Origin of the sequence: Methylobacterium terrae (assembly GCF_003173755.1) — a bacterium.
Classification (GTDB): Bacteria; Pseudomonadota; Alphaproteobacteria; order Rhizobiales; family Beijerinckiaceae; genus Methylobacterium; species Methylobacterium terrae.
On record NZ_CP029553.1, the window covers coordinates 5,699,970 to 5,724,260 of the forward strand.

Here is a 24,291-nt window from a genome sequence, read left to right on the forward strand (position 1 = left end):
CGGGTCAGACGGTCCCCAGCCGGTCGAGCCGGGCCTGCTTGAGCCGGGCGAAATCCTCGCCGGCATGGTGGGAGGAGCGGGTGAGCGGCGTCGCCGAGACGAGCAGGAAGCCCTTGGCGTAGGCGGTGGTCTCGTAGGCCTTGAACGCGTCCGGCGTCACGAAGGACAGGACCGGGTGGTGCTTCTTCGTCGGCTGCAGGTACTGGCCGATGGTCAGGAAGTCGACCTCGGCCGAGCGCAGGTCGTCCATCAGCTGGAGCACCTCGTTGCGCTCCTCGCCCAATCCCACCATGATCCCCGACTTGGTGAAGATGGTGGCGTCGAGCTCCTTCACCCGCTGCAGCAGGCGGATCGAGTGGAAGTAGCGGGCGCCGGGGCGCACCGTCAGGTACTTCGACGGCACGGTCTCGAGGTTGTGGTTGAACACGTCGGGGCGCGCCGCCGCCACGATCTCGAGGGCGCCGTCCTTGCGCAGGAAGTCGGGTGTCAGGATCTCGACGGTGGTCGCGGGGCTCAGGCGCCGGATCGCCCCGATCACCGCGGCGAAGTGGGCCGCGCCGCCGTCCTTCAGGTCGTCGCGGTCGACCGAGGTGATGACGACGTGGTGCAGGCCGAGCTTGGCCACGGCCTCCGCCACCCGCTCGGGCTCGGCCCCGTCGAGGGCGTCCGGCATCCCGGTGCGCACGTTGCAGAACGCGCAGGCCCGGGTGCAGGTATCCCCCATGATCATGAAGGTGGCGTGCTTCTTCTCCCAGCACTCGCCGATGTTGGGGCAGCCCGCCTCCTCGCACACCGTCACGAGCTTGTTCTCGCGCACGATGGCCTGGGTCTCGGCCCATTTCGGCGAGCCCGGCGCCTTGACGCGGATCCAGTCCGGCTTGCGCAGGATCGGCTGGTCGGGCCGGTGCGCCTTCTCCGGGTGGCGCGGGCGCTGGTCGTTGCGCAGGAGATCGAGGACGACGGCCATGGAATCCGAGGCGAAGGGGTTTCGAGGCGGGAAGCGCCGGCGAACCCCTCGCGGCGCAAGGCTGACTTAAGATGTCCGGGCCGCCGGGGCAAATGGGGCGTGACGCGCCGCCGCGCGGCGCGCCCGCCCTTTTTCGCCTCCGCAGGTCCCGCGAAGGCGGGCCGGCGTCCGTTCGCGCTTGCCGTCGCGCAAGGCGCGACGGTCCCGGGTCGGTCGGGGTCCCGGGTGGTCAGTAGCGCCGCTCGCCCCGGACCGCCCGCACCACCGCGATGATGATGACCGCCCCGACCGTGGCGGAGATCAGGTTGCGCCAGAAGCCGAAGATCGGGATGTGGAACTGCGCCGCCAGGAAGTTGCCGACCACGCCGCCGATGATGCCGAGCACGATGTTGCCGAGCAGGCCCATGTTCGAGTTCATGAAGCGCTCCGCCAGCCAGCCCGCCAGCGCGCCGATGACGATGGCCATCAGGAGGCCGACGCCCGGCTGTCCGAGCGCTCCGTACACGTGACCGTCCATGGTGTTCCCCTGTCTCGCCGCCCTTCGCGGCCGAAGCCCCCAGATAGGGGCGGCGTGGCCGCGTTGCACCATGCGGCCGCGCTTCAGGCCGCGGAAACGTGACGATGGGGAACCTTGGCGGTCCGGCACCGTTCTGCGCACGGCCCGCGCCGCCCCACGGGCGCCGGCTTCCCCGGAGAGTTCGATCCCATGACGCTGAAGACCGCCCTCGCGACGGCCGCCCTCGTGCTGACATCCCTGCCGGCCCTGGCCCAAACCGCGACGCAGCCGGGCGCGAGCGGAGCGATGACGACCCAGCAGGTCAAGACCGCCACGGTGCAGTTCATCACCCTCGAGCCCGCCGCGGCCGTGACCTCGCGCATCCTCGGCACCAAGGTGACCAACGCCCAGAACGAGTCCGTCGGCGACATCGCCGACCTCGTGATCGTCGACGGCAAGACCGTGAGCGCCGTGATCCTCGGCGTCGGCGGCTTCCTCGGCATCGGCGAGCGCTACGTCGCGGTCAGCCCCGACAGCGTGACGCTGGTCCGGGACGGCGACGGCTGGAAGGCGAGCGTGAACGCCACCAAGGACGAGCTGAGCAAGGCCCCGGTCTTCGACTACAAGAAGAAGAGCTGAGGGGGCGGCGCCCCGGGCGGGCCCGGGGCGCCCCTTACGCGCCCTTGTTCCGCCGCTCGCGGAACACCAGGGCGAGGTTGCGCAGGTAGATCACCGTGCCGAGGCTCTGGCCGAGGATGAAGACCGGGTCGCGGCGGTAGAGCGCGTAGCCGAGCAGCACCGCCGAGCCGCCGAGCGACAGGAACCAGAACGAGAGCGGGATCACGCTGCGCCCCGCCCGCTCGCTGGCGATCCACTGGACGAGGAAGCGGGCGGTGAACAGCCCCTGGCCGACGAGGCCGACCATGAGAACGAGGTCGAGGGGCCCGGTGAACAGCGACCAGAAATAGGCGCTGAGCCCGTGCATGATGTCGGCGACCATCGGGCTACTCCGTCCGGGCCGGGACGACGGTCTCGGCCGGGATCACCTGCGGCACCCGGCGCCGGCGGCGGATCAGCCACCACACCCCGGCGAGGTCGAGGATGCCGACCCAGAGCCGGTCGAACAGGCCGTAATTCGAGTGCCCGGTGAGCCGCGGCCGGTCGACCACGTCGCCGTGGACGACGGAGAACCCCTCGCGGGCGACGAGGGCCGGCATGAAGCGGTGCAGCGCGTCGAAATACGGCAGGCGCAGGTACACCGCCCGGCGGAAGACCTTGAGGCCGCAGCCGGTGTCGCGGGTGGCGTCCTTGAGGATGCGGCCGCGCACCCCGTTGGCGATGCGCGACTGGATCATCTTGCGCCGCCCGTCCTTGCGGCCGACCCGCTGGCCTTGCGCGAGCCCGGCCCCCGGCCCGGCCGCGACGAGCGCGGCGGCGAGGCCTGGGATGAAGGCCGGGTCGTTCTGGCCGTCCCCGTCGAGGGTCGCCACCAGCTCGCCGCGCGCCGCCAGCACCCCGCTGCGCACCGCCGCGCTCTGGCCGCAGCTCTCGCGGTGGCGCAGCACCCGCAGTTCCGGATGCCGCCCCCTGGCGTCGGCCAGCACCGCCGGGGTGGCGTCGGTCGAGCCGTCGTCGACGTAGACGATCTCGAACGGGCGCAAGGGCGCGCAGGCCGCCGCGATCTCGGCGAGAAGGGGCGCGATGTTGCCCGCCTCGTTCTTCACCGGCACCACGACGCTGAGGCGGATCGCCTCCCGATCCACTGTCACGTGCGCGTCCTCGGGCTGGATCTGGGTCACGGCGTCACCGCGTAGGCCGACAGGCCGACCGGCTTGCCGCCGTTGATGTTGAAGCCGGTCACGCGGCCGACCGGCCGGGGCGGCGGGACGGCATCGGCCGGGCCCGCCGCCTGCGCGCCGGCCGCCTGCGCGGCCGCGAACGCCGTGGCGAAGCGGTCCTCGACGTAGACGAGGCGGCAGCCGCCCCGGCGCAGGAAGGCGGCGGCCTCGCCCGCGGAATCGAGCATGGCGAGGTCGGTGCCGATCAGGAAGACCAGGCTCGGCTCGCGGTAGCCCAGCGTCGCGACCCTGGGATCGGCGCAGGGCAGCGCGTCGCGGATGGCGGCGAGCCGCGGCGAGACCTTCAGGGCGGCGAGCGCCGGCTGGGTGAGCCCGAACACCGCCGGTCCCAGCAGCGCGCCGGCGAGCACCGCGACCGCGAGCGCGCGCTCAGGGTACCCGTCCGCGAAGGCGCGCCAGGCGAGGAACGCCACCGCGCTCGCGGCGAGAAGCAGCGGCAGCCCCGCCCACGGGATCACCCCGTCGAGGCGCCAGGCCGCGACGCAGAGACCCACCGTCAGGCCGGCCGGGATGAACGGCACCAGCAGCGCCACGAGCCGCGCCCCCGGCCGGTCGCGGTGGACCGCCCCGCGGGCGACCGCCGTCACGGCGAGGATCGCCAGCGCGGTGCAGAGCGGCAGCACGTAGTGCGGCAGCTTCGTCGGCACCGCCTCGAAGACCAGCCACGACGGCAGCACCCAGGCGACCAGGAAGGCGACCCCGTCGTCGCGGCGGTTGGCCCAGGCGAAGGGGATCGCCATCGCCGCGAAGGCGGCCGCGGGCCAGAAGGTCGCGAAGATCACGAGGAGGTAGGTGCCGGGCGGCGCCCAGTGCTGGGTCTGGGCGGTGCCGACCTTGCCCAGCATGTCGTGGCCGACCGCCTCGCCGTAGAAGGCGCCGCCGCTCTTCAGCGTGATCGCGACGAACCAGGGCGCGACGAGGACCAGCACCAGGACGAGGCCGAGTCCTGGCCGGAGCACCTTCAGCCAGGCGCCGGAGCGGGCGAGAACCGAGAGGCACAGGGCCGCGAGGCCGGCGAACATCGGGACCATCGGCCCCTTGACCAGGATGCCGAGCGCCACCGCGAGCCAGAAGGTCAGGACGATGGGGGCCGGCAGGCGGACCTGCGTCGCGCGGGTCATCCACGCCCGGGCGAGCGCCCCCATGGCGGCGACCGCGCAGGCGGTGAGGAGCGCGTCGGTCTTGGCGAGCCGCGCCTCCGCCGACAGCATGACGCTCGCCCCCACCAGGGCGGCGGCGAGAAAAGCCCCGCGCCGCGGCAGGAAGGCGAGCGCGGCCCAGTAGCTCAGGAGCACCGTGGCGAGCGCGCCGACCAGCGAGGGGATGCGGTAGAGCCAGATCGCCGTGCGGGCGCCCGGCACGCCGAGCGCCTCGCCGGCGGCGACGACCGCGCTCTGGGCCCAGTAGATGCCGACCGGCTTCTTGTGCCGGGCCTCGCCCTGGAAGCGGATGTCGACGAGGTCGCCCGATTCGAGCATCTGCTTCGAGGCCTGGGCGAAGCGCGGCTCGTCCCGGTCCATCGGCTGGAGCGAGGCGAAGCCCGGCAGGAAGCAGACCAGCGACAGGACGACGAGCAGCGCGCAGGCCGCCCCGTGGCTGCGCGCCGCGAGATCGAGGAGGCGCTCCGCGAGGGACCCCACGGAGGCGGCGCGGCCGGGGCGGCGCCCGGCGGCAAGGCTCGTCAATGCACTGCTCCGAACCGGGAATCCCGACGCCCGCGGCGGGGGCCGGGCCGACCGACCGGCGCCGGTCGCGGCGGGCGCCCGTGTCGGTGATCCGGTTCGGAAAGTCAATTTTTGCCGGGATCGCCCGGTGCTTTCGGGAGGTGGCCGGGGTCGGTCCGGGCGGGTCGGGCTCGGCTTTCGCGGAGACGGACCGGCGGCCGACCGGCCGTCCCTCACGCCATCTCGAACAGGAACCCGTCCCGGGCCGGGATCGGCACCGACAGGCTCACCCCGCGCGAGGCCCGCGACAGGCGCCAGGGGCGCTCGCGGCCGGCGCGGACCGCCTCGGAGGGGCGCAGGCGGCGGGCGGCGCCGTCCTCGCCGACCTCGTCGATGGTGAGGAAGCCGTAGACGAGCAGGCGCGAGGCGAGGAGCTTGGTCTCGCGGTCGCCGGCCGCCACCGGCAGGGTGCCGGCCTCGTAGACCGTGTCCATCAGGCTGCGCTGGTCGCGCCGCGCGGCGGCCACCCGGGGGCTCGGCGCCAGCTCGTGCTCCAATTCGCGTCCGATCGGGGCCGGCCGCTCCTTGCGCCGGAACGCCACCACGGTCCCGCCCTCGACGGTGCTCCCCTCGCTCGACAGGTTACGCATACGCCCGACACCTTCAACGCGCCTTGAGAAGCCGATTCCCCGGGGGGAGCGCGGCGATGCGCAGGATTCGACGAATCGGCTTAACGCCCGATTGACCCTGCCGCGGCGCCCCCCGTGCCGGATCGGAGCACGGCTCCGCCCTCGCCCGCCGCTTCCGGCGCGTGTATGAAGCGCGGCGGCGAGAGCGCGCCGGCTGAGGATCCCGCATGACCGACCAGGCTCCGTCCCGCCCGGCCCCCGCCCTGGCGGTGGAGGACGTGGCCTGCCGCTTCGGCCGGGTGCAGGCGCTCGACGGGGTGTCGCTCGGCGTGCGCCCCGGCGAGGTGATGGCGCTGCTCGGCGATTCGGGCTGCGGCAAGAGCACCCTCCTGCGGGTGGTGGCCGGGCTCGAGGTGCCGGATGCCGGCACGGTGCGGCTCGACGGGCGCCTCGTCGCCGGCGCGGGCATCGTGGTGCCGCCGGAGGCGCGCGGCGTCGGCCTGATGTTCCAGGACTACGCCCTGTTCCCCCACCTCACCGTGCGGGAGAACGTCCGCTTCGGGCTGAGGGGCCAGCCGCCCGCCGCCCGCGCCGCGGCCGACGACCTCCTGGAGCAGGTCGGCCTCGCGGGCCATGCCGACGGCTACCCCCAGACCCTGTCGGGCGGCGAGCAGCAGCGCGTGGCGCTGGTGCGGGCGCTGGCCCCGGGGCCGCGGCTCCTCCTCCTCGACGAGCCGTTCTCCAACCTCGACCGGCGCATGCGCGACCGGGTGCGCGAGGACACGGTGGCGCTCCTGCGCCGCACCGGCACCACCGCCCTGATGGTGACGCACGACCCCGAGGAGGCCCTGGCGGTGGCGACCCGCATCGCCCTGATGCGCCGCGGCAGCGTCGTCCAGGTCGCCACCGGCGAGGCCCTGTACCGCCGGCCCGAGAGCCTGTTCGCCGCCCGCTTCCTCGCCGACGCGGCCGAGATCCCGGCCCGGGTCGCCGCCGGGCGGGCGCCGACGCCCTTCGGCGACGTGCCCGCCCCCCACCTGACCGAGGGCGCCGCGGTCCGGGTCTGCCTGCGGCCCGAGGCCCTGCGGGTCGGGCCGCCGGGCGAGGGCATCGCGGCGCAAGTCGCGCGCCGCACCTTCCTGGGGGCGGCGAGCGTGCTGCATCTCGGGGTGCCGGGCGTCGAGGGGAGCGTGCGGGCCCGCCTGCCCGGGCCGGGGCCGTACGGGCCGGGCGACGCCGTCGGGGTGACGCTGGTGCCGGATGCGGTGCTGGTCCTGCCCGACGAGGAGGCAGCTTAGTCCCGGGACGTTTCAGTCCCGGGACGTTCCTTGCCTTACATTGAAACAATGAAAATCTATCGCGTTTGCTTTTGTTTCGGGATTGCTTCTCAAGGAGGCGCCATCCCCGGGAGACGCCCTTGTCCCTGTCACGCACCGCGCTCGGCCTCATCGGTCTCGTTGTCCTCGCAGGCCCCGCCCGGGCCCAAGGCGCCCCTGAGGGCGCCCGCGAGGTGAACCTCTACACCACCCGCGAGCCCGGCCTGATCCGTCCGCTCCTCGACTCGTTCACCAAGGCTAGCGGCGTGAAGGTCAACACGGTGTTCGTCGACAAGGGCCTGGCCGAGCGCGTCGCCGCCGAGGGCGCCCGCTCCGCCGCCGACGTCGTGATGACGGTCGATATCGGCAACCTGATCGAGCTCGTCGACCGCGACCTCGCCCAGCCGGTGCGCTCGGCCGCCCTCGAGGCGGCGATCCCGGCCAACCTCCGTGATCCGGAGGGGCGCTGGTTCGCCCTCTCGACCCGCGCCCGGGTGGCCTACGCCGATCCCGACCTGCGCGACCTCGCCGGGCTGACCTACGAGGACCTCGCCGACCCGAAGTGGAAGGGCAAGGTCTGCCTGCGCTCGGGCCAGCACCCCTACAACACCGCGCTGATCGCCGCCTACCTGGTCAAGCACGGCGAGGCGAAGACCGAGGCCTGGCTGCGGGGCGTGAAGGACAACCTCGCCCGCAAGGCCGGCGGCGGCGACCGCGACGTCGCCCGCGACATCGTCGCCGACCTCTGCGACATCGGTCTCGGCAATTCCTACTATGTCGGCCTGATGCGCAGCGGCCGCGGCGGCCCCGAGCAGAAGAAGTGGGGCGAGGGCATCCAGGTGGTGCTGCCGACGTTCCAGGGCGGCGGCACCCACGTCAACGTCTCGGGCGCGGTGGTGGCCAAGGCTGCGCCGAACCGCGACAACGCCGTCAGGCTGCTCGAGTACCTCGCCTCCGACGAGGCGCAAGGCCTCTACGCCAAGGCCGATTACGAGTACCCGGTGAAGCCCGGCGTCGCCGCCGACCCGCTGCTCTCCGCCCTCGGGCCGCTCAAGGTCGACGCCACCCCGCTCGTCGAGATCGCCCGCAACCGCAAGGCGGCGAGCCTGCTCGTCGACAAGGTCGGCTTCGACCGGTGACGCGGCCCGCCCGCACCGTCGACGGGCGACGGTGCGGGCACGGGAGGGGCATCCGCGCCCGTGCCTTGACGGGACGGGCCCGTTCCTGGACGAGCGGAGCGCCGGCCGACGCCGCCACGCGTGGAACTCTACGATGCCTGAAGATCTTCGCCTTCCGACCCGCAGGACGCTCCTCGGCGGCGCGGCGGCCCTCTCCACGTTCCTCTCCGTCACGGGCGGTGCCGCGCAGTCGCCGGCCCCCAGCCCTGCCCCCGCCCCATCTCCTTCCCCGCGCCGCTCGCGGCTGATCCTGCTCGGGACGGCCGGCGGGCCGACGCCGAAGCCGAACCGGGCCGCCCCCGCCCAGGCCATCGTGGTCGACGGGCACACCTACCTGATCGATGCCGGGAACGGGACGGGCCGGCAGATGGTGCTGGCGAAGCTGAAGCTCGGCTCGCTCGATTCGGTGTTCCTCACCCACCAGCATTCGGACCACAACGCCGATTACGGCAACGTGCTCCTGCTCGCCTGGGCGACCGACCTCGCCCACCGGGTGAACACCTACGGGCCGCCGCCGCTCGCCCGGATGACGCACCAGTTCCTCGAGCTCAACGACTACGACATCAAGACCCGCATGGCGGACGAGGGCCGGCCGCCGCTGGCCGACCTGATCGTGCCGCACGAGATCGCCGGGCCCGGCCCCGTGATGCGCGACGAGCGCGTGAGCGTGACCGCCGCCCTGGTCCAGCACCCGCCGGTCGAGCCGGCCTTCGCCTTCCGCTTCGACTGTCCCGACCGCTCGATCGTGATCTCGGGCGACACCCGCTACTCGCCGAACCTGATCGCCCTCGCCAAGGGCGCCGACATCCTCGTCCACGAGGTCATGTACCTGCCCGAGCTCGAGAAGCTGATCGCCACCGAGCCCAACGCCAAGACCCTGCGCGAGCACCTGATCGCCAGCCACACGACGACCGAGGAGGTCGGGCGCGTCGCGACCGAGGCCGGGGTCAAGACGCTGGTCCTGTCGCATTTCGTGCCGGGCGGCTACCCGTTCATCAAGGACGAGGTCTGGCTCGACGCGGTGCGGCCGCACTTCAAGGGCGAGATCGTCGTCGGCCGCGACCTGATGGAGCTGTGATGGGGCACGACCTCGCGCCGTCGCCGTGCCGGGCGCGGCCAAGATCTTCGCCATGACCTTCGCCATGACGCGCCCCGGGCGGATCGCGACGGGCTCATGACGCAAGGGTCAGCATCGGGCCGCCTCTCCCCGGCAGGACCTCTGCCGGTGGGGCCTCCGCCGGCGCAGGTCGCGGCGGAGCGGGCGGCCGGCGTGCCGGCGAGCGCTCCGGCGGCGGGCGCCGCCGCGCCGCCGAGGCGCCCGCGGCCCCGTCCCGCCGGGCGGTCGCCGGGCCCGCTTGTCCCGGGCTGGACGCTCGTCGCCGGCCTCGTCGCCGTCCTGGTCCTCGCCCCCGTCGCGGCGCTCGGCCTCGAGGCGCTGCAGGGTTCCGGCGGGCTGTGGCCCCACCTCCTCGCCCACGTCCTGCCCCCGGCCCTCGCCGAGACCGGCCTGCTGCTCGCCGGGGTCGGGGGGGTGGTCGTCGTCGTCGGCACCGGGGCGGCCTGGCTCGTCGCGGCCTACGAGTTTCCGGGAAGGCGCCTGCTCGACTGGGCGCTGCTGCTGCCGCTCGCCGTGCCCACCTACATCGCGGCCTACGCCTATCTCGACCTGCTGCACCCGGTCGGCCCGGTCCAGGGCGCGATCCGCGCCCTCCTCGGCTATGCCCGCCCGCGCGACCTGATCCTGCCCGACCTGCGCTCGCTGCCGGGCTGCATCCTGCTCTTGGGCTTCGTGCTCTACCCCTACGTCTACCTGCCGACCCGGGCGCTGTTCCTGATGCAGTCGGCGACGCTCGTCGAGGCCGGGCGCAGCCTCGGGGCCGGGCCGGCGGCGGTGTTCCTGCGGGTCGCCCTGCCGCTCGCCCGCCCCGCCATCGCGCTCGGGGCCAGCCTGGCGCTCCTGGAGGCCCTCAACGACATCGGGGCGGCGGAGTTCCTGGGCGTCCGCACCCTCACGGTCTCGATCTACGACACCTGGGTCAACCGCTCCGACCTGGCCGGCGCCGCGGGCCTCGCGCTCGTCATGCTCGCCGCCTGCCTCGGGCTGATCGCGGTCGAGCGCCGGGCGCGGCGCGGGCGCGGCTATGCCGGGGCGGCGCAGCGCCCGCGGCGGATGAGCCGCACGCGGCTCTCCGGTCCCGCCGCGCTCGCGGCCCTGGGCCTCGGGCTGGTCCCGGTCGCCCTCGGCTTCCTGGCCCCGGCGAGCTACCTCGCGGTCGAGGCGGGAAAGCGCCTGCACTTCGCCGGCCTGTCCGGGGCGATCCTGTCCGAGAGCCTCAACACCCTGCTGTATGCCGGCCTCGCGACCGTCATCGCCACGGCGCTCGGCCTCGTGGTGGCGGCGGGCCCGAGGATCCTCGGCGGGCGCTGGCGCGGGGCGCTCCTGCGCTGCGCCACCTTCGGCTACGCGGTGCCGGGCGCGATCCTGGCGATCGGCCTCCTGCCGCCGCTCTCTGCCCTCGACGGCCTCCTCGACGGGCTGAGCCGGGCGCTCACCGGCGCGCCCCTCGCGGCGATGGGGCTGGGCACCGGGGCGGCCCTCGTCTACGCCTACGTGGTGCGCTTCCTCGCGGTCACCGCCGGCAGCAGCGAGGCGGGCCTCGCCCGGGTGCCGCGCTCCCTCGGCGACGCCGCCCGGATCCTCGGCCGCGGCCCGGCCGGCGCCCTGGCGCAGGTCCACCTGCCCCTGACCTGGCCGGCCCTGCTCGGCGGCGCCCTCCTGGTCTTCGTCGATTGCGTCAAGGAACTGCCCGCGACCCTGATCCTGCGCCCGCTCAACGTCGAGACCCTGGCCACCCACCTCTACGGCGAGGCCGCCCGCGGCACCTACGAGGACGGCGCGGTGGCCGCCCTCCTGATCGTCGCGGTCGGGCTCCTGCCGGTGGCCCTGCTCCTGCGGGTCTCGACGCCGAAGGCGTGACCCGTCAGCCCGCCCGAGGGTGCTCCAGGAAGAACCGCAGCATCTCGGCGCTGGCGTCGGGCCCCCGCGGCTCGGTGTAGGAGCCGTCCGGGCTGCCGCCGGACCAGGCGTGGCCGGCCCCGTGCAGCACCCACTTCTCAACGATTCCCCGCCCCTGCGCATCCGCGTGGACGCTGCGGGTGTATGGCATCCCGCCCGGCGACGCGCCCCGGGTCACGGTCTCGGTCAGGGGCGTGCCCGGCAGCGCCTGGGCGGCGACGCGCTCGCCGTTGAGCGGGTTCACGGTCCTGTCGCCGTCGCCGTGGAAGACGATGGTCGGCACGGTCGGGCCGGTCCGCGCCGGGGCGGCGGCACCCTGGCCCATCGCCGCGAGGGCCGAGGGGAGGTCCCGGGCCGCGCCGCAGGCCAGCCCCGAATGGATGCCCGCCGCCGCGAACACGTCCGGGTAGGTCGCCGCCAGGATCGCCGCCGCCGCGCCGCCGGCCGAGAGCCCGGCGACGTAGACCCGGGCGGGATCGGCCCCGAACTCCTCCACCACGGCCGTCGCGATCCCGGCGATCAGCGCCGGCTCGCCGGCGCCGCGGCCCTGGTCGCCGGGCTGGAACCAGTTCCAGCATTTCTGCGCGTTGGCCGAGCGCTCCTGGCGCGGATAGACGACGAGCGCGCCTTGCGCCTCCGCGAGCTCGTTCATCCGCGTGCCCAGGGCGAAGTCGTCGGGATCCTGGGTGCAGCCGTGCAGCATCACCACGACGGGCAGCCGCTCGCCCTGCCGGCCGCGCGGCACGTAGACCTTGTAGGTCAGGCTGCCGGCGGCGCCGGAGAAGCGCCGCTCCTCGAACCGGGCGCCCTCCGGCACCGGCACGGGGCGGCGCGGCTTCGGCCCGGCGCCCGGGAGACCGCCTCCGCCAAGTCCTCCGCTGAAGGCGTCACCCAGGCCTTGGCTCAGACCTTGGCTCAGACCTTGTAAGCCCTCGCGGAGCTTGCCGGCCAGGCCGGGTCCGGCGTCGCGCAGGGTCCGCATCGCCTGCGGCAGATCCGCGAGGCCCGGATCGGGAAAGCCCTTGCCGGGATCCGCCTTGCCGGGATCCGCCTTGCTGGACGGTCCTCGACCGGTGGAACCCGGCTCGGCCGGTGCCGTCCAGGCCCCGCCGGGCTCGGCCGGCGCCACGAGGTCGATGGCGGGCTCGGGCCCGCGCGGCGACGGCGCGGCCGGTCGCGATGCGGGCTCCGGCGCCGGGGCGCGGCCCTGGATCAGGGCCATCGCCTCGGCGAGGCGTCCGGCGCGGGTGAGGCGGGTCACCTCGGCCATGTCGACCTTGGTGAGGTCGACCTTGGTGAGGTCGACCGGGCCACCCCCGGGAAAGATGTCGAACGGGTTCATGAGCGTGGTCCTGCGAGAGGGAGCGGTCAGGCGATGCGGTCGGCCAGCGCCGCCTTCACGGCGGCGCTGGCATGGAAGGCGCCGAGCACGTGGATCGACGCGATGGCGGCGCGGGCGAGCTCGGGCGTGACGTCGTCGGCGATGCTGGCGAGGCCCAGCACCTGGATGCTGAGCGGCGTCCCGGCATCCCGCGCCGCCTCGAGCTCGGCCCGCGTGATGTGGGTCAGGCCGAGGCTGAGCTGGCGTCGCGCCACCGATTGGCGCAGCGCCTCGTCCTGGCGGTCGAGCTGGTTGCGGACCGCGGTGCGGATGAAGTCGGCCCGGTTGGCGTAGAAGCCGTCCCGTACCATCAGGTCGATGCGGCCGAGGTCGACGAAACCGAGATTGACCGTCACCTTCTCGCTGTCCGGCAGCCGCGGCCGCAGCTCGTGAACCTTGTCCGCCATCCTGATGACATCCCCTGACCATCCAACCGGATGGCCTAGAGATGGAGGCGGACTGCCGGGTCCGCAAGGGGCCGCATAAGCCGGAACGGCGGGCGGCCTTCCGTTCCTCCGAGCCGCTTTCCGGTGCGGTCGCGATCCGGACCATTCGGGGGGCCGCCCCGCGCTCCCTCCGGGAGCCTCCGGCCTCGACGCGTCGGCGTCCGCCGCGTAAGGCTTCGGCCCATCATGACAGCACCCCCATCGAGCCCGCCGGACCGGGGCACGACGCCTCGCCCCGCGGAGCACGGCCTCAACCTGGCCGACGGGCTCGCGGCCGGCACCGCCGCGCGCGTGCTGGCGATGCGGCTGATGATGCTGGGGGTGCTGGGGGTCTCGGCCCATCTCAGCGACGGCGTGCTGCATGCCGGCAGCCACTGGTTCATCCTCGGCGGCTACGCGGTGTCCTCGCTCTGGCTGGCGCTGACCGCGCGGCGGCGCAACAGCGGGCGGCTGGCCTGGATCGCCACGCTGCTCGACGCGGCGCTCGCTGCCTACATCGTCCTCGAATACATGATGGCCGCGTCCGAGGCCGCCGACGAGCCCGGCGCCCTGGCGAGCCGCCTGCCGGCCTTCCTGCTGCTGCTCGAATCCGGCCTGACCCTGCGGCCGCGCCAGACCGCGGTGTTCGCCGCCCTCGTCGCGGGGGTGTGGTCCGGGGCGCTCGGGCTGGGCCTCCTGAACCCCGGCCTCGGCCTGCCGCCGGCGGGGCCGCACGTCTTCGGGCTCCTGTCCTTCCTGGTGGCGAGCGCCTTCGTGATCGAGGGGGCGTTCCGCCTGCGCCGGGGCGTGGCGACGATGCTGCGCCTGGAGCACGAGCGCGCCACCCTCGCGCGCTTCGTGCCGGCGGGGATCGACCTCGTGCGGCGCGACGGCGCGACGGCGCTCCAGCCCCGGCACGCCTGCCTGCTCGCCCTCGACATCCGGGGCTTCTCGGCCCTGACCCGGGCCTGGGGCGAGGCCCGGGTGGTGGACTGGCTGCTGGCGGTGCGGGCGCTCGCCCACGCCGCCGTGACGGAGCGGGGCGGCCTCGTCGACAAGTACGTCGGCGACGGGGTCCTGGCGCAGTTCGTCGCCGGCGCGCCGGCCGAGCAGGCGGCGGCGGCGCTCGCCTGCGTGCGCGAGATCGAGGTCCGGATGCACCGGATGAACGAGGCCCGCCGGCGCGAGGGGCTGCCGCCCCTCGCCCTCACCGCCTCGCTCCATGCCGGCGAGGTCCTGGTCGGCGTGCTCGACGACGGCTTGCGGGCGGAGTTCACCGTGCTCGGCCCGGCGATGAACGCCCTCGCCCGGGTCGAGGCCCGGGCCAAGCGCGAGAACCTGTCGGCCGCGCTCTCGAAGCGGGTGATGCGGCTCCTCGGCCCCGCCGCGCCGCCGGCCCACCGCCTGCCCCGCCGCCCCGGCGAGGAGGATTGCCCGGACCTGTTCGGCCTCGAGCCGGGTGCGACGCCGCGAGCGAGTTCCGCATGACCGAGTTCAGAACTCCGCCCCGGCCCCTGCGGGCCGACGGGACGCCGCGCCGGGTCGGCGTCGAGATCGAGTTCATCGGCCCCTCGGCCCGGATCGCCGCCGCGGCGCTCGCCGCCGGCCTCGGCGGGCGCGTCGCCGAGGAGGATCCGCACGCCTTCAAGGTCGAGGGCTCGACGCTCGGCGACGTCCGGGTCGAGCTCGACCTGCGCGCCGCCCATCCGCAGCGCCGGGCGCCGGACCCGGGCGCGGTCCCCGCCTGCCGGTCCGCGCCGCCGGGCGCACGCTCGCGGCCCTGCTGAGCCCGGTGGTCCCGCGCGAGGCGATCACCGGCCCCCTCGCCTTCGACCGCCTGCCCGAGGTCGACCGCCTCGCCGCCCTGCTGCACGGCGCCGGCGGGCGCGGCCGCGGCGCGGTGATGCTGGGCTCGCTCGGCCTGCATTTCAACGTCGAGCCGCCGGACCTCGAGGCCGGCACCGTCGCGGGCCTGCTCAAGGCCTATCTGCGCTCCGAGCCGGCCCTCCGCCGGGCGACGGCCGCCGGCGGGTTCCTCGCCGCCCGCGGCCTGCCGCCGCCCTTCCCCGCTCCTTACGTGGCGAAGGTACTCGACCCGGCCTACCGCCCCGACCTCGACGCGCTCGCCCGCGATTATCTGACCGCCAACCCGACCCGCCACCGCGGCCTCGACCTCCTGCCGCTGCTCGCCCACCGCGACGAGGCCGGCGTGCGCGCGGCCCTGCCGCCGGACGAGAAGGTGAGCCCGCGCCCCGTGCTGCACTACCGGATGCCCCAGGCCCATGTCGGGCTGCCGGGCTGGAGCCTGGCCCCGGCCTGGAACCTCTGGGTCGGGGTGGAGGAGCTGGCGGAGACGCAAGCCGCGCCGGCGGCCGGTCCCGCCGCGGGGTGAGCCTTGCCCCGCCCGATCCCCGGGCGGGCCCAGCTCCGTCGCGGTGAGGGCGCGCCCCTCCGTGCACGTTTGCAAGCCCGTCCTTGCAATCGCGCGCATTTCAAACGCGTCCCCGCGCGTCCATCTTGGCCCGCATGACACAGACCCTGCAATTCGGCCTCGACACGTTCGGGGACATCACCTCCCGCGACGGGAAGCCCGTGCCCCACGGCCAGGTGATCCGCGACGTGGTCGCGGAAGGGATCCTGGCCGAGGAGGTCGGGCTCGATTTCTTCGGCATCGGCGAGCACCACCGCGAGGACTTCTCCGTCTCCTCGCCCGAGATGGTGCTGGCGGCGATCGCCGGGCGCACGGAGCGGATCCGCCTCGGCTCGGCCGTGACGGTGCTGAGCTCGGACGACCCCGTCCGGGTGTTCCAGCGCTTCTCGACCCTGCAGGCGGTCTCGAACGGCCGCGCCGAGGTGATCCTCGGCCGCGGCTCGTTCACCGAGTCGTTCCCGCTCTTCGGCTACGCGCTCGACCAGTACGAGACCCTGTTCGAGGAGAAGCTCGACCTGTTCGCGCGGCTGCGCGCCGGCGGGCCGGTGACCTGGCGCGGCACCACCCGGGCGCCGCTCGAGGACCAGGCCGTCTATCCCGTGCCGGAGACCCCGCTCACGGCCTGGATCGGGGTCGGCGGCAGCCCGAACTCGGTGGTGCGGGCGGTCCACCACGACCTGCCCCTGATGCTCGCCATCATCGGCGGCGAGCCGCAGCGCTTCCGCGCTTACGTCGATCTCTACCACCGGGCCTGCGCCCAGATGGGGCGCACCGTGCGCCCGATCGGCGTCCATTCCCCGGGCTATGTCGGCGAGACCGACGCGGGGGCCCGCGAGGAGTTCTTCGCCGATTACAAGCGCATGCGCGACCGCATCGGCGCCGAGCGCGGCTGGCCGCCGATGACGCGCGGGGAATTCGACCGCGAGGCCGATCACGGCTCGCTCTACATCGGCGGCCCGGAGACCGTGGCGAGGAAGATCGCCGCGACGGTGCGGGGCCTCGGCCTCGGCCGGTTCCAGCTCAAGTACAGCGCCGGCCCGCTCCCGCACGCGCGGCTGATGCGCTCGATCGAGCTCTACGGCACGAAGGTGGCGCCGCTGGTGCGCGAGATGCTGGGCTGAGGAGCCGCGCCCGCTTTCCGCGAGGGGCGGGCGCGGTTCGGTCGCGGCGGGACGGCGCTGGCGCGGGCGGGGAAACGTGCGATGGGCATCCCGCGCCGACCGACGACAGGAGCCCCCCATCTTCCACCTCATCTTCGCGACGCCGGCCCTCGTGGTGATCGCCCGCTGGCTGGCGCCCCTCGGGCTGCCGCTCGCCGCCAAGGGCGGCCTCGCCGTCCTGCTGCTCCTCGCCTCGCAGTTCCACCTCTGGAACCGGCTCTCCTCGGGCTCGGTCTTCGCGCCCGAATTCCCCCGCGCGGTCGTGCTCGCGCTCAACTGGGCCTTCGGGGCGATCGCGCTGCTGGCCGTCCTGCAGATCGTCCTCGACCTCGGCGCCCTGGCCACCGCTGTCGCGCAGCGAAGCCCGGTCGCGATCCCCGACGGGGCGCGGCTCGCCGCGGCCGGGCTCGCGGGCCTGCTCGCGGCGATCGGCGTCGCCGGGGCCGCGCGGGTGCCCCCGGTCCGGGACGTCGCGGTGGCGATCCCCGGCCTGCCGCCGGCCTTCGAGGGCTACCGGCTGCTCCAGCTCACCGACCTGCACCTGAGCCGCCTGTTCCCGGCGCCCTGGGCCCGCGCCGTGGTCGCGCGCGCCAACGCGGCCGGCGCCGACCTGATCGTGGTGACCGGCGACTTCATCGACGGCTCGGTCGCGATGCGCCGGGAGGACGTGGCGCCGCTCGCGGCCTTGCGCGCCCCGGACGGGGTCTACGCCATTCCGGGCAACCACGAGTACTTCTTCGACTACCCGGCCTGGATGGCCCACCTCGCCGGCCTCGGCCTGCGGCTGCTGCCGAACGCCCACGCGGTGCTCGCCCGCGGCGAGGCCCAGGTGGTGCTGGCCGGCGTCACCGACGCCTCGGCCCCCGCGGCGGGCGAGGCCGGGCCCGACCTCGCGGCGGCGCTCGCCGGCGCACCCCCCGGCGCGCCGGTCGTGCTCCTCGACCACCAGCCCAGGGGCGCGAAGCGGGCGGCCGCGCGCGGCGTCGCGCTCCAGCTCTCCGGCCACACCCATGGCGGCATGATCCTCGGCCTCGACCGGCTGGTGGCGCGCGGCAACAACGGCTTCGTGTCCGGGGCCTACGAGGTCGGCGGCATGACCCTCTACGTCGGCAACGGCACCGGGATCTGGCCCGGCTTCGCGCTCCGGCTCGGCCGGCCCTCCGAGATGACCCGCTTCACCCTGCGGGCCGCGGCCCCCTGATCCCGCCCGCGGAAAGGTGATTTCCGCGGAACGATGATTCCATGTCGCGCAACGATGCGCTGCCAAGAGCGGGCATTCTCATCGGGGGGCGGTGGTCCCACTCTGGTGGTGCAACGCGGGGTTGACCCCCGCCGCCACCGCCAGGGAGCGCGACGATGAAGCTCTACCACCATCCCCTGTCCGGCCACGCCCACCGGGCGCGCCTGTTCCTCTCGCTCCTCGGCGTCCCGCACGAGGCGGTCGAGCTCGACCTGAAGGCCGGCGCGCACAAGGCCCCGGACTTCCTGGCGCTCAACCCGTTCGGCCAGGTGCCGGTGCTCGACGACGACGGCACGATCGTCGCCGATTCGAACGCCATCCTGGTCTACCTCGCCAAGAGGCTCGGCCGCACCGACTGGCTGCCGGAGGACCCGCGGGGCGCGGCCGGCGTGCAGCGCTGGCTGTCGGTGGCGGCCGGCGAGCTCGCCTACGGCCCGGCCGCCGCGCGGCTCGTCACGGTGTTCGGCGCGGCCTTCGACCCGCAGGAGGTGATCGCCAGGGCGCATGGCCTGCTGCGGCGCCTGGAGGCGCATCTCGCCGGCCGCGACTGGCTGGTGGGCGCGCATCCGACCATCGCCGACGTCGCGCTCTACAGCTACCTCGCCCGCGCGCCGGAGGGCAACGTCGACCTCGCGGGCTACGGGGCCGTCCGTGCCTTCCTGCGCCGGATCGAGGCCCTGCCGGGCTTCCTGCCCTTCGCCGAGACGAAGGCCGGCCTCTCGGCCGCCGCGTGACCCCCGCGCGGGCGCGTGCCGCGCCCGCCCGAACCGGACGGGAGGACGATCATGAGCGAGGCATCCCTCCGCTCGCCCTGGCACCCGGGCGAGACGGCGATCCAGGCGACGATCGGCGCCGTCGGGCGCATGGCGGAGATCGGCCGGCGGGTGGTGCGGGACGCCATGCCCGACCAGCACCGGGCCTTCTTCACCCAGCTCCCCTTCGTCGTCCTCGGCAGCGTCGACCCTCGCGGCGAGGCCTGGGCGACCCTGCTGTCGGGCGCCCCCGGCTTCGTCGCCGCGCCGACGCCGACGACGCTCACCCTCGACGTCCGGCCCGATCCCGCCGACCCGGCGGCGGAGGGCCTGCACGCGGGCGAGGCCGTCGGGCTCCTCGGCATCGAGCTGCACACCCGCCGCCGCAACCGGGCGAACGGCGTCCTGGGCCTGGCCCCCGGCGGAACCCTGCGGGTCGCGGTCGAGGAGAGCTTCGGCAACTGCCCGCAATACATCACCCTGCGCGACGCCGCCCCCGTCGCCCCCGTTCCCGCCGGCGCGCCCCGCCCCGGCCGGGCCGAGGAGAGCGCCGGGCTCGACGACGCGGCCCGGGCCCTGATCGCCGCGGCCGACACGCTCTTCGTCGCGACCTACGCCGAGCCGGACGGGCACCGGCGGGTCGACGTCTCGCATCGCGGCGGCAAGCCCGGCTTCGTGCGGGTCGCGCCCGACGGCACGCTGACCATCCCGGACTTCTCCGGCAACCGGTTCTTCGCCACCCTCGGCAACATCTGGCTCAACCGCCGGGCCGGGCTGGTCTTCCCCGATTTCGCGACCGGCGACCTCCTGCAGGTCACCGGCGAGGCGGGGGTGATCCTCGATTCGCCCGAGATCGCGGCCTTCCGCGGCGCCGAGCGCCTGTGGACGCTTCGCCCGCGCCGGGTGGTGCGCCGGCCCGGCGCCCTGCCCCTGCGCTGGGCGACGCGGGATCGGGGGGCCTCGCCGCAATCCCTGGCGACCGGCGACTGGCGCGAGGCCGCCGACCGAATCCGCGCCGCCGGGGCGGCGGCGGGCTGGCGCCCCTACCGGGTGACGCGGATCGTCGCGGAGAGCCGCACGATCCGCTCGTTCCACCTCGCCCCCACCGACGGCGCCGACCCGCTCCCGTTCCTCGCCGGGCAGCACCTGCCGGTGCGCGTGACGCTCCCCGGCGCCGAGGCGCCGGCGATCCGCACCTACACCCTGTCGGCCGCGCCCTCGGACGAGGGCTACCGCATCAGCGTGAAGCGCGAGGGCGCGGTGTCGCGCCACCTGCACGACCGGATCCGGGTCGGCGACGTCCTCGAGGCGCGCGCGCCCGCCGGGAGCTTCACCCTCGACGCCGCCGAGACCCGCCCGGCGGTGCTGCTGGCCGGCGGCGTCGGGATCACGCCGCTGCTGGCGATGCTGCGCCACCTGGTCCACGAGGGCCGGCGCACCGGCCGCATCCGCCCGGCCACCCTGGTCCACGCCGCGCGCAGCCGGACCGACCGCGCCTTCGACCGGGAGCTCGCCGACCTCGTCGCGGCGGCCGGCGGCGCCGTGCGGGTGGTGCGGGTGCTCGGCGACGTGACGGACGCGCAGGCCGGCCGCGACTACGACGCGGCGGGCCGGATCGACGCCGATCTCGTCGCGCGGTTCGCCCCCCTTTCCGCTCCGGAGGCCGATCCCGACGTCTATCTCTGCGGGCCGGCGGCCTTCGCCCAGGCGCTCTACGACGGCCTGCGCGCCCGTGGCGTCCCCGACGCGCGGATCCACGCGGAGGCGTTCGGCCCCTCCGCCCTGGTGCGGACGGGCGCGCCGCCGCGCCGGCCGCCCTCGCCCGACCCCGTCGCGGTCGCGTTCGTCGCATCCGCCAGGGCGGCGCGCTGGTCCCCGGAATCCGGCACCCTGCTCGACCTCGCCGAGGCGAGCGGCCTCAGCCCCGCCCATGGCTGCCGGGAGGGCACCTGCGGCACCTGCCGGACCCGGCTCCTCGCCGGCGCGGTGACCTACCCGGTCGCGCCCGCCGCCGCGATCGCGCCGGACGAGGTGCTGCCCTGCCGCGCGGTGCCGGCCGCGGGCACGGACGACCTCCGGCTCGCGCTCTGACGCCAAGCCCCTTCGCACCTCGCCCGGTTGACGCGCCCGCGAGCCGCGCGACCCTACGCGGGCGGGCCGCCGTCGCGGCGTCGAGGGGCGAGCGGGAGGGATCATGGATCGCTGGCAGGCCATGCGCATCGTCGCGAAGGTCGCGGAGACGATGAGCTTCGCCAAGGCCGCGCGGCACCTCAACATGAGTCCGCCGGCGGTGACGCGGGCGGTGGCGGCGCTCGAGACGACGATCGGCGCCCGGCTGTTCACCCGCACCTCCCGCTCGGTGCGGCTCACCGAGGCCGGGAGCCGCTACGTCGAGGAGTGCCGGCGCATCCTCGTCGAGATCGCCGAGGCCGAGGCCGCGGCAGCGGGCCACACGGGCATGGTGACCGGCACGCTCTCGGTCACCGCCTCGGTGCTGTTCGGGCGGCTCCACGTCCTGCCGATCCTCACTGACTACCTCGACGCCTACCCGGCGATGACCGCCCGCACGCTGTTCGTCGACCGCCCGGTGAACCTCGTCGAGGAGGGCATCGACGTCGCGATCCGCATCGGCCACCTCCCCGATTCCAGCCTCACCGCGCTCCGGGTCGGCACGGTGCGCCGCGTCGTCTGCGGCGCGCCGAGCTACTTCGCCCGCCACGGCATCCCCAAATCCCCCGCCGACCTCAAGGCGCACCGCATCGCCGTCTCGACCGGCTCCTGGCCCTCGCCCGAATGGCGCTTTCGCAACGACGAGCGCGTGACGCTGCACCCGACCCTGGAATGCAACACCAACGAGGCGCCGATCGACGCGGCCTTGGCCGGGTGGGGTTTGACGCGGGTGCTGCACTACCAGATCGCCCCGGCCCTCGCCGATGGGCGTCTTCAAATCGTGCTCGGTGAGTACGAGGAGCCGCGCTTGCCGGTTCACGTGGTGTTTCCGGAGGGGCGGGATGCTGCGATGAAGGTCAGGACGTTTGTGGAGTTGGCGGTGGGGCGGTTGCGGGGGAATGGGGTATTGAATTAGACTGGTGTATTTCCTGATTAGTCGCCTCTCAATATTTGGTTGTACACCACATGATCGCAAATCTAAGGTTTTTATATAAGTTCGAGGCCGATCTTCTGTAGACTAGGGTCAATTCTTGCGATGCAAACCTGCAATTGCTTTCCTACATTGAAATCACTGTTTGCAGCATAGTCGCGCGGAAGCGAAGATGCCGGCACAAGTCCAGTAAGTGTCGGCTCAATATCAACAAAAAGCCCAAATGCCTTATTTCCTACGATTTTACCCACACGCTTACTACCTATCGGGTGGCGCTCGCGCAAGCCTATCCAGCTTCCGGATGCAAAACTCCTCTCATAGCGAACTAGATTGCTGTGCGCATTCACCAAATCAGTCAACGCCGAGAGTTCATTATTGTCAAATGTATTTTGCTGAACCGCGATCATTTTATCGCGAAAAGCGGAGATTTCATTGAATACGTCAACTGCATTGTAGAAAACGCTAGTTAGAGTGTAATGCGAGGACGGATCTCTGATCCTATCTGAGATTTGGACAGCTACATCCTCTCTTGTGAACCACGTATCTTCAGCTATCGTCGCGAGATAATGCACGTTGTCTGTAATTTGGAGATGAACAAATCCCGCGGGAGCGAGCGATACTAAATCATAATCATTCAGCTTCTCTGTTCTAAAATCCTCAGTATAGACGCAAAAAGCTTTCGCTAGGGTTTCTAACTCCCTAGAGAATGTTTGTGAACTAATTCCAAGACGCTCCATAACCTGCCTTAATTCAGCAACTTTGATATATCCACGCAGCCGATTGGGTCCTGAACTGTCCTTCTTGGTTTGAAGATATCTAAGAATGAGGAGTCGACTTAGGTAATTCGGGTGCTCGTCATGTTCGTCGATGGCATAGATGTTTTTCAGATAAGCGCCTTTGCTCGTATAAAATCTTTGATTTAGTCTAAGAAGAACGTTCGTAACCATTTCAAGAGGAAGGACGTGTTGTCCTTCAGATCTTCTAATTTTAAGAATTTCTTCCTCGGGGATGTGCCCGCTTTGGCAAAATTGTAAAAAAATTTCCAGCGCGCGACGTATGTTCCGCCCAGACAGGCCTACAATAAAACGCCGCACAAATCGATCATGTTCAAAGAGAGATCTTAGAATAGATCCAAGATAGTATGCTTGATCTGAGGCTGGATAATCAACACGCATACCGTTTGGAAGTGTATAGCTTAATATTCTTTTACCTTTTTTGTCAAGGGTGCTAAGTGCCAAAGAAATGCGTTCCTGCAGAACTCTTTGAAATAGAGGGGGCTCAATTCGAAAAACTAAATCCTTCAGTGCCGTATCCAAGGGAGGCTCATTATAGTGATTGTCGTATGTCTCCTCACGAAGAGGGAGTACAACTAGGCAGGCAAATTCTCTTTGTAGCCACTGTGCAGCCTCAAACATTAGAAGCTGCTCGTCTCGAAGACGCTTGTCGCAGTTGTCAAGAACTACTAGAGGAAGTTTATTTTCTTGCCCAGAAGCATATTTTATCATATTGATTGTTTGAAGGTGGTGATTTTCAAGTATATTATGCAAATACTCTCCTAGTTTTGTATTGTAAATATCCTTATTTGATTCATACAGACGACCAATGCCTTTTCTAAAAGCATTAACTTTTTCTGAGTTGACAGTTTTTATTACATCGATATCGTCGAAGTCTGTATCAGAACATGAATTTTTAATCGATGATATTATCTCCGCCCTCAGCCAACTATATATTTCATCTCTAGAAATGGGGGCAGGATTCATATTTATTCTTATCCAAATTGTTTTATCTCTTAGATCGCGTGGTAGTGCGACCTCCTGGAGGTAGTCAACAAATGTTGTCTTGCCTGCTCCAGCGCTGCCTATGATCAGAAGTATCTCATGTTCCAATTTTCGTACGCGACGCATCGCCCTAAAGACTTCCTTTGGGGCTGCGGTATCCTCGACAGTTTTGGATCGAGCCTCGGATACTGGAGCGGCGGCTCGAATAATTCGGTCAATTGGCTCCACATATCGCTCACGCCTTTTCGAAGGCACATATGCATGTTTTGCTATTGTCGCGCGGTCTTCAAGTGTCAATGGCTTAAATATATGAGAAAAATCGGTTGTTATATTTGCTCCGAATGAATTATAAGAAATTTCTTCATGTGTGATGGCCGATCCTCCGATAAGTCTGTTTGGCTTCCAAAATCTCCGCGGTCGAGTTTTTTTGGCAACAATTTTATATTGCTCTACAACAGATTCGAGACCAAAATGTTTGACAAAATTTGCCATCGAGTCTGAGTAAAGGCTAATATTTTGATCGTCGATTCGATACTTTGGTGTATCACTATCAACATATCCAGCTAAAATATTAAAACCATCTGTGGCCATGACAAAGCGAACTGGATTGATGTCTGTTTCAAATACAGCATTTAGTTCGCCAGCGTAAAGTCGTGCCTCCCGAAATGCCTCATCCAAATTTGCACCAGGGCCCTTTCCTTCACAAATCAAAATTGGAAAGGCATCGATAGTAACTACATAATCAGGTATATAGCTTTTTTTCTCAGCCCCCTTGCCAATTGCGAATCGGCGCAAATTCTTTTTAGTTTGAACGGTAACAGGATCAAAATTAAGCCCTAATTGACCTGCTCCCCTGATTTCCTGCCATCCGTAAGTTGGGTCCATCGGGATGGAGATGG

At 71.1% G+C, this 24,291-nt stretch carries 22 protein-coding genes; 13 read left to right on the top strand and 9 right to left on the bottom strand.

Translation table 11 applies throughout. The features are described from left to right. Positions 1 to 4: 4 nt before the first annotated feature. Together lipA and DK419_RS26405 are read right to left on the bottom strand one after the other, a co-directional pair. A complete protein-coding gene (gene lipA, locus DK419_RS26400; protein ID WP_109961707.1) occupies positions 5 to 967 on the bottom strand; it encodes a lipoyl synthase in 963 nt (320 codons plus the stop codon). Between the two features lie 229 nt (positions 968 to 1,196). Further along, positions 1,197 to 1,484, bottom strand: a complete 288-nt coding sequence (locus DK419_RS26405) for a GlsB/YeaQ/YmgE family stress response membrane protein (protein WP_109961708.1) — start codon at positions 1,482 to 1,484, stop codon at positions 1,197 to 1,199. 189 nt (positions 1,485 to 1,673) lie between these two features. Between DK419_RS26405 and DK419_RS26410 the strand changes: the two genes are divergently transcribed. After that, positions 1,674 to 2,102: a PRC-barrel domain-containing protein gene (locus DK419_RS26410; protein WP_109961709.1), complete on the top strand. Its 429-nt coding sequence runs from the start codon at positions 1,674 to 1,676 to the stop codon at positions 2,100 to 2,102. Between the two features lie 34 nt (positions 2,103 to 2,136). On the opposite strand, the gene DK419_RS26415 is transcribed toward DK419_RS26410, so the two are convergent. From DK419_RS26415 to DK419_RS29685, 4 genes are all read right to left on the bottom strand, one after another. Beyond that, on the bottom strand, positions 2,137 to 2,463 hold the full coding sequence (locus DK419_RS26415) for a lipid-A-disaccharide synthase N-terminal domain-containing protein (protein WP_109961710.1): 327 nt from the start codon (positions 2,461 to 2,463) through the stop codon (positions 2,137 to 2,139). Positions 2,464 to 2,467: 4 nt separating this feature from the next. After that, positions 2,468 to 3,232 carry a glycosyltransferase gene (locus DK419_RS26420; RefSeq protein ID WP_245442730.1) on the bottom strand — a complete coding sequence of 255 codons (765 nt, stop codon included), beginning with the start codon at positions 3,230 to 3,232 and terminating at the stop codon, positions 2,468 to 2,470. A 26-nt stretch (positions 3,233 to 3,258) separates the two neighbouring features. After that, a complete protein-coding gene (locus DK419_RS26425) occupies positions 3,259 to 5,007 on the bottom strand; it encodes an ArnT family glycosyltransferase (RefSeq protein WP_109961712.1) in 1,749 nt (582 codons plus the stop codon). A 212-nt stretch (positions 5,008 to 5,219) separates the two neighbouring features. Beyond that, complete coding sequence (locus DK419_RS29685; RefSeq protein WP_245442731.1) at positions 5,220 to 5,636, bottom strand: hypothetical protein; 417 nt, start codon at positions 5,634 to 5,636, stop codon at positions 5,220 to 5,222. A 206-nt stretch (positions 5,637 to 5,842) separates the two neighbouring features. On the opposite strand from DK419_RS29685, the gene DK419_RS26440 reads away from it, so the two are divergent. From DK419_RS26440 to DK419_RS26455, 4 genes are all read left to right on the top strand, one after another. Continuing rightward, positions 5,843 to 6,913 (top strand): ABC transporter ATP-binding protein, encoded by a 1,071-nt coding sequence (locus DK419_RS26440; protein ID WP_109961713.1) that lies wholly within the window; start codon positions 5,843 to 5,845, stop codon positions 6,911 to 6,913. Between the two features lie 149 nt (positions 6,914 to 7,062). After that, positions 7,063 to 8,070 carry an extracellular solute-binding protein gene (locus DK419_RS26445; protein WP_109962524.1) on the top strand — a complete coding sequence of 336 codons (1,008 nt, stop codon included), beginning with the start codon at positions 7,063 to 7,065 and terminating at the stop codon, positions 8,068 to 8,070. A gap of 133 nt (positions 8,071 to 8,203) precedes the next feature. Further along, positions 8,204 to 9,187, top strand: a complete 984-nt coding sequence (locus DK419_RS26450; protein ID WP_109961714.1) for an MBL fold metallo-hydrolase — start codon at positions 8,204 to 8,206, stop codon at positions 9,185 to 9,187. 318 nt (positions 9,188 to 9,505) lie between these two features. Beyond that, positions 9,506 to 11,086: an ABC transporter permease gene (locus tag DK419_RS26455; RefSeq protein WP_245443068.1), complete on the top strand. Its 1,581-nt coding sequence runs from the start codon at positions 9,506 to 9,508 to the stop codon at positions 11,084 to 11,086. 4 nt (positions 11,087 to 11,090) lie between these two features. Here the strand turns inward: DK419_RS26455 and DK419_RS26460 are convergent, their stop codons facing one another. Both DK419_RS26460 and DK419_RS26465 read right to left on the bottom strand, forming a co-directional pair. Beyond that, complete coding sequence (locus DK419_RS26460; protein ID WP_425352683.1) at positions 11,091 to 12,395, bottom strand: extracellular catalytic domain type 1 short-chain-length polyhydroxyalkanoate depolymerase; 1,305 nt, start codon at positions 12,393 to 12,395, stop codon at positions 11,091 to 11,093. A 98-nt stretch (positions 12,396 to 12,493) separates the two neighbouring features. Then, positions 12,494 to 12,913 (bottom strand): CopG family transcriptional regulator, encoded by a 420-nt coding sequence (locus DK419_RS26465; protein WP_109961717.1) that lies wholly within the window; start codon positions 12,911 to 12,913, stop codon positions 12,494 to 12,496. A 225-nt stretch (positions 12,914 to 13,138) separates the two neighbouring features. Between DK419_RS26465 and DK419_RS26470 the strand changes: the two genes are divergently transcribed. The 8 genes from DK419_RS26470 to DK419_RS26500 all read left to right on the top strand — a co-directional run bounded on the left by DK419_RS26470 (position 13,139) and on the right by DK419_RS26500 (position 21,599). Continuing rightward, positions 13,139 to 14,419 (top strand): adenylate/guanylate cyclase domain-containing protein, encoded by a 1,281-nt coding sequence (locus tag DK419_RS26470; protein WP_109961718.1) that lies wholly within the window; start codon positions 13,139 to 13,141, stop codon positions 14,417 to 14,419. Next, on the top strand, positions 14,416 to 14,718 hold the full coding sequence (locus DK419_RS29885; RefSeq protein ID WP_280953916.1) for an amidoligase family protein: 303 nt from the start codon (positions 14,416 to 14,418) through the stop codon (positions 14,716 to 14,718). Before DK419_RS26470 ends, DK419_RS29885 begins: the two co-directional genes overlap by 4 nt. Before the next feature lie 5 nt (positions 14,719 to 14,723). Next, on the top strand, positions 14,724 to 15,323 hold the full coding sequence (locus DK419_RS26475) for an amidoligase family protein (RefSeq protein ID WP_280953917.1): 600 nt from the start codon (positions 14,724 to 14,726) through the stop codon (positions 15,321 to 15,323). A gap of 134 nt (positions 15,324 to 15,457) precedes the next feature. Continuing rightward, positions 15,458 to 16,483 (top strand): LLM class flavin-dependent oxidoreductase, encoded by a 1,026-nt coding sequence (locus tag DK419_RS26480; RefSeq protein WP_109961719.1) that lies wholly within the window; start codon positions 15,458 to 15,460, stop codon positions 16,481 to 16,483. Between the two features lie 118 nt (positions 16,484 to 16,601). Next, positions 16,602 to 17,723 carry a metallophosphoesterase gene (locus DK419_RS26485; RefSeq protein ID WP_109962525.1) on the top strand — a complete coding sequence of 374 codons (1,122 nt, stop codon included), beginning with the start codon at positions 16,602 to 16,604 and terminating at the stop codon, positions 17,721 to 17,723. 155 nt (positions 17,724 to 17,878) lie between these two features. Continuing rightward, positions 17,879 to 18,496: a glutathione S-transferase family protein gene (locus DK419_RS26490; protein WP_109961720.1), complete on the top strand. Its 618-nt coding sequence runs from the start codon at positions 17,879 to 17,881 to the stop codon at positions 18,494 to 18,496. Positions 18,497 to 18,547: 51 nt separating this feature from the next. Then, entirely contained in the window at positions 18,548 to 20,605 is a 2,058-nt protein-coding gene (locus DK419_RS26495) for a 2Fe-2S iron-sulfur cluster-binding protein (protein WP_109961721.1), read from the top strand. A gap of 103 nt (positions 20,606 to 20,708) precedes the next feature. After that, positions 20,709 to 21,599: a LysR family transcriptional regulator gene (locus DK419_RS26500; protein WP_109961722.1), complete on the top strand. Its 891-nt coding sequence runs from the start codon at positions 20,709 to 20,711 to the stop codon at positions 21,597 to 21,599. 71 nt (positions 21,600 to 21,670) lie between these two features. On the opposite strand, the gene DK419_RS26505 is transcribed toward DK419_RS26500, so the two are convergent. Continuing rightward, positions 21,671 to 24,277 carry a S1 RNA-binding domain-containing protein gene (locus DK419_RS26505; RefSeq protein ID WP_109962526.1) on the bottom strand — a complete coding sequence of 869 codons (2,607 nt, stop codon included), beginning with the start codon at positions 24,275 to 24,277 and terminating at the stop codon, positions 21,671 to 21,673. Positions 24,278 to 24,291 lie beyond the last annotated feature (14 nt).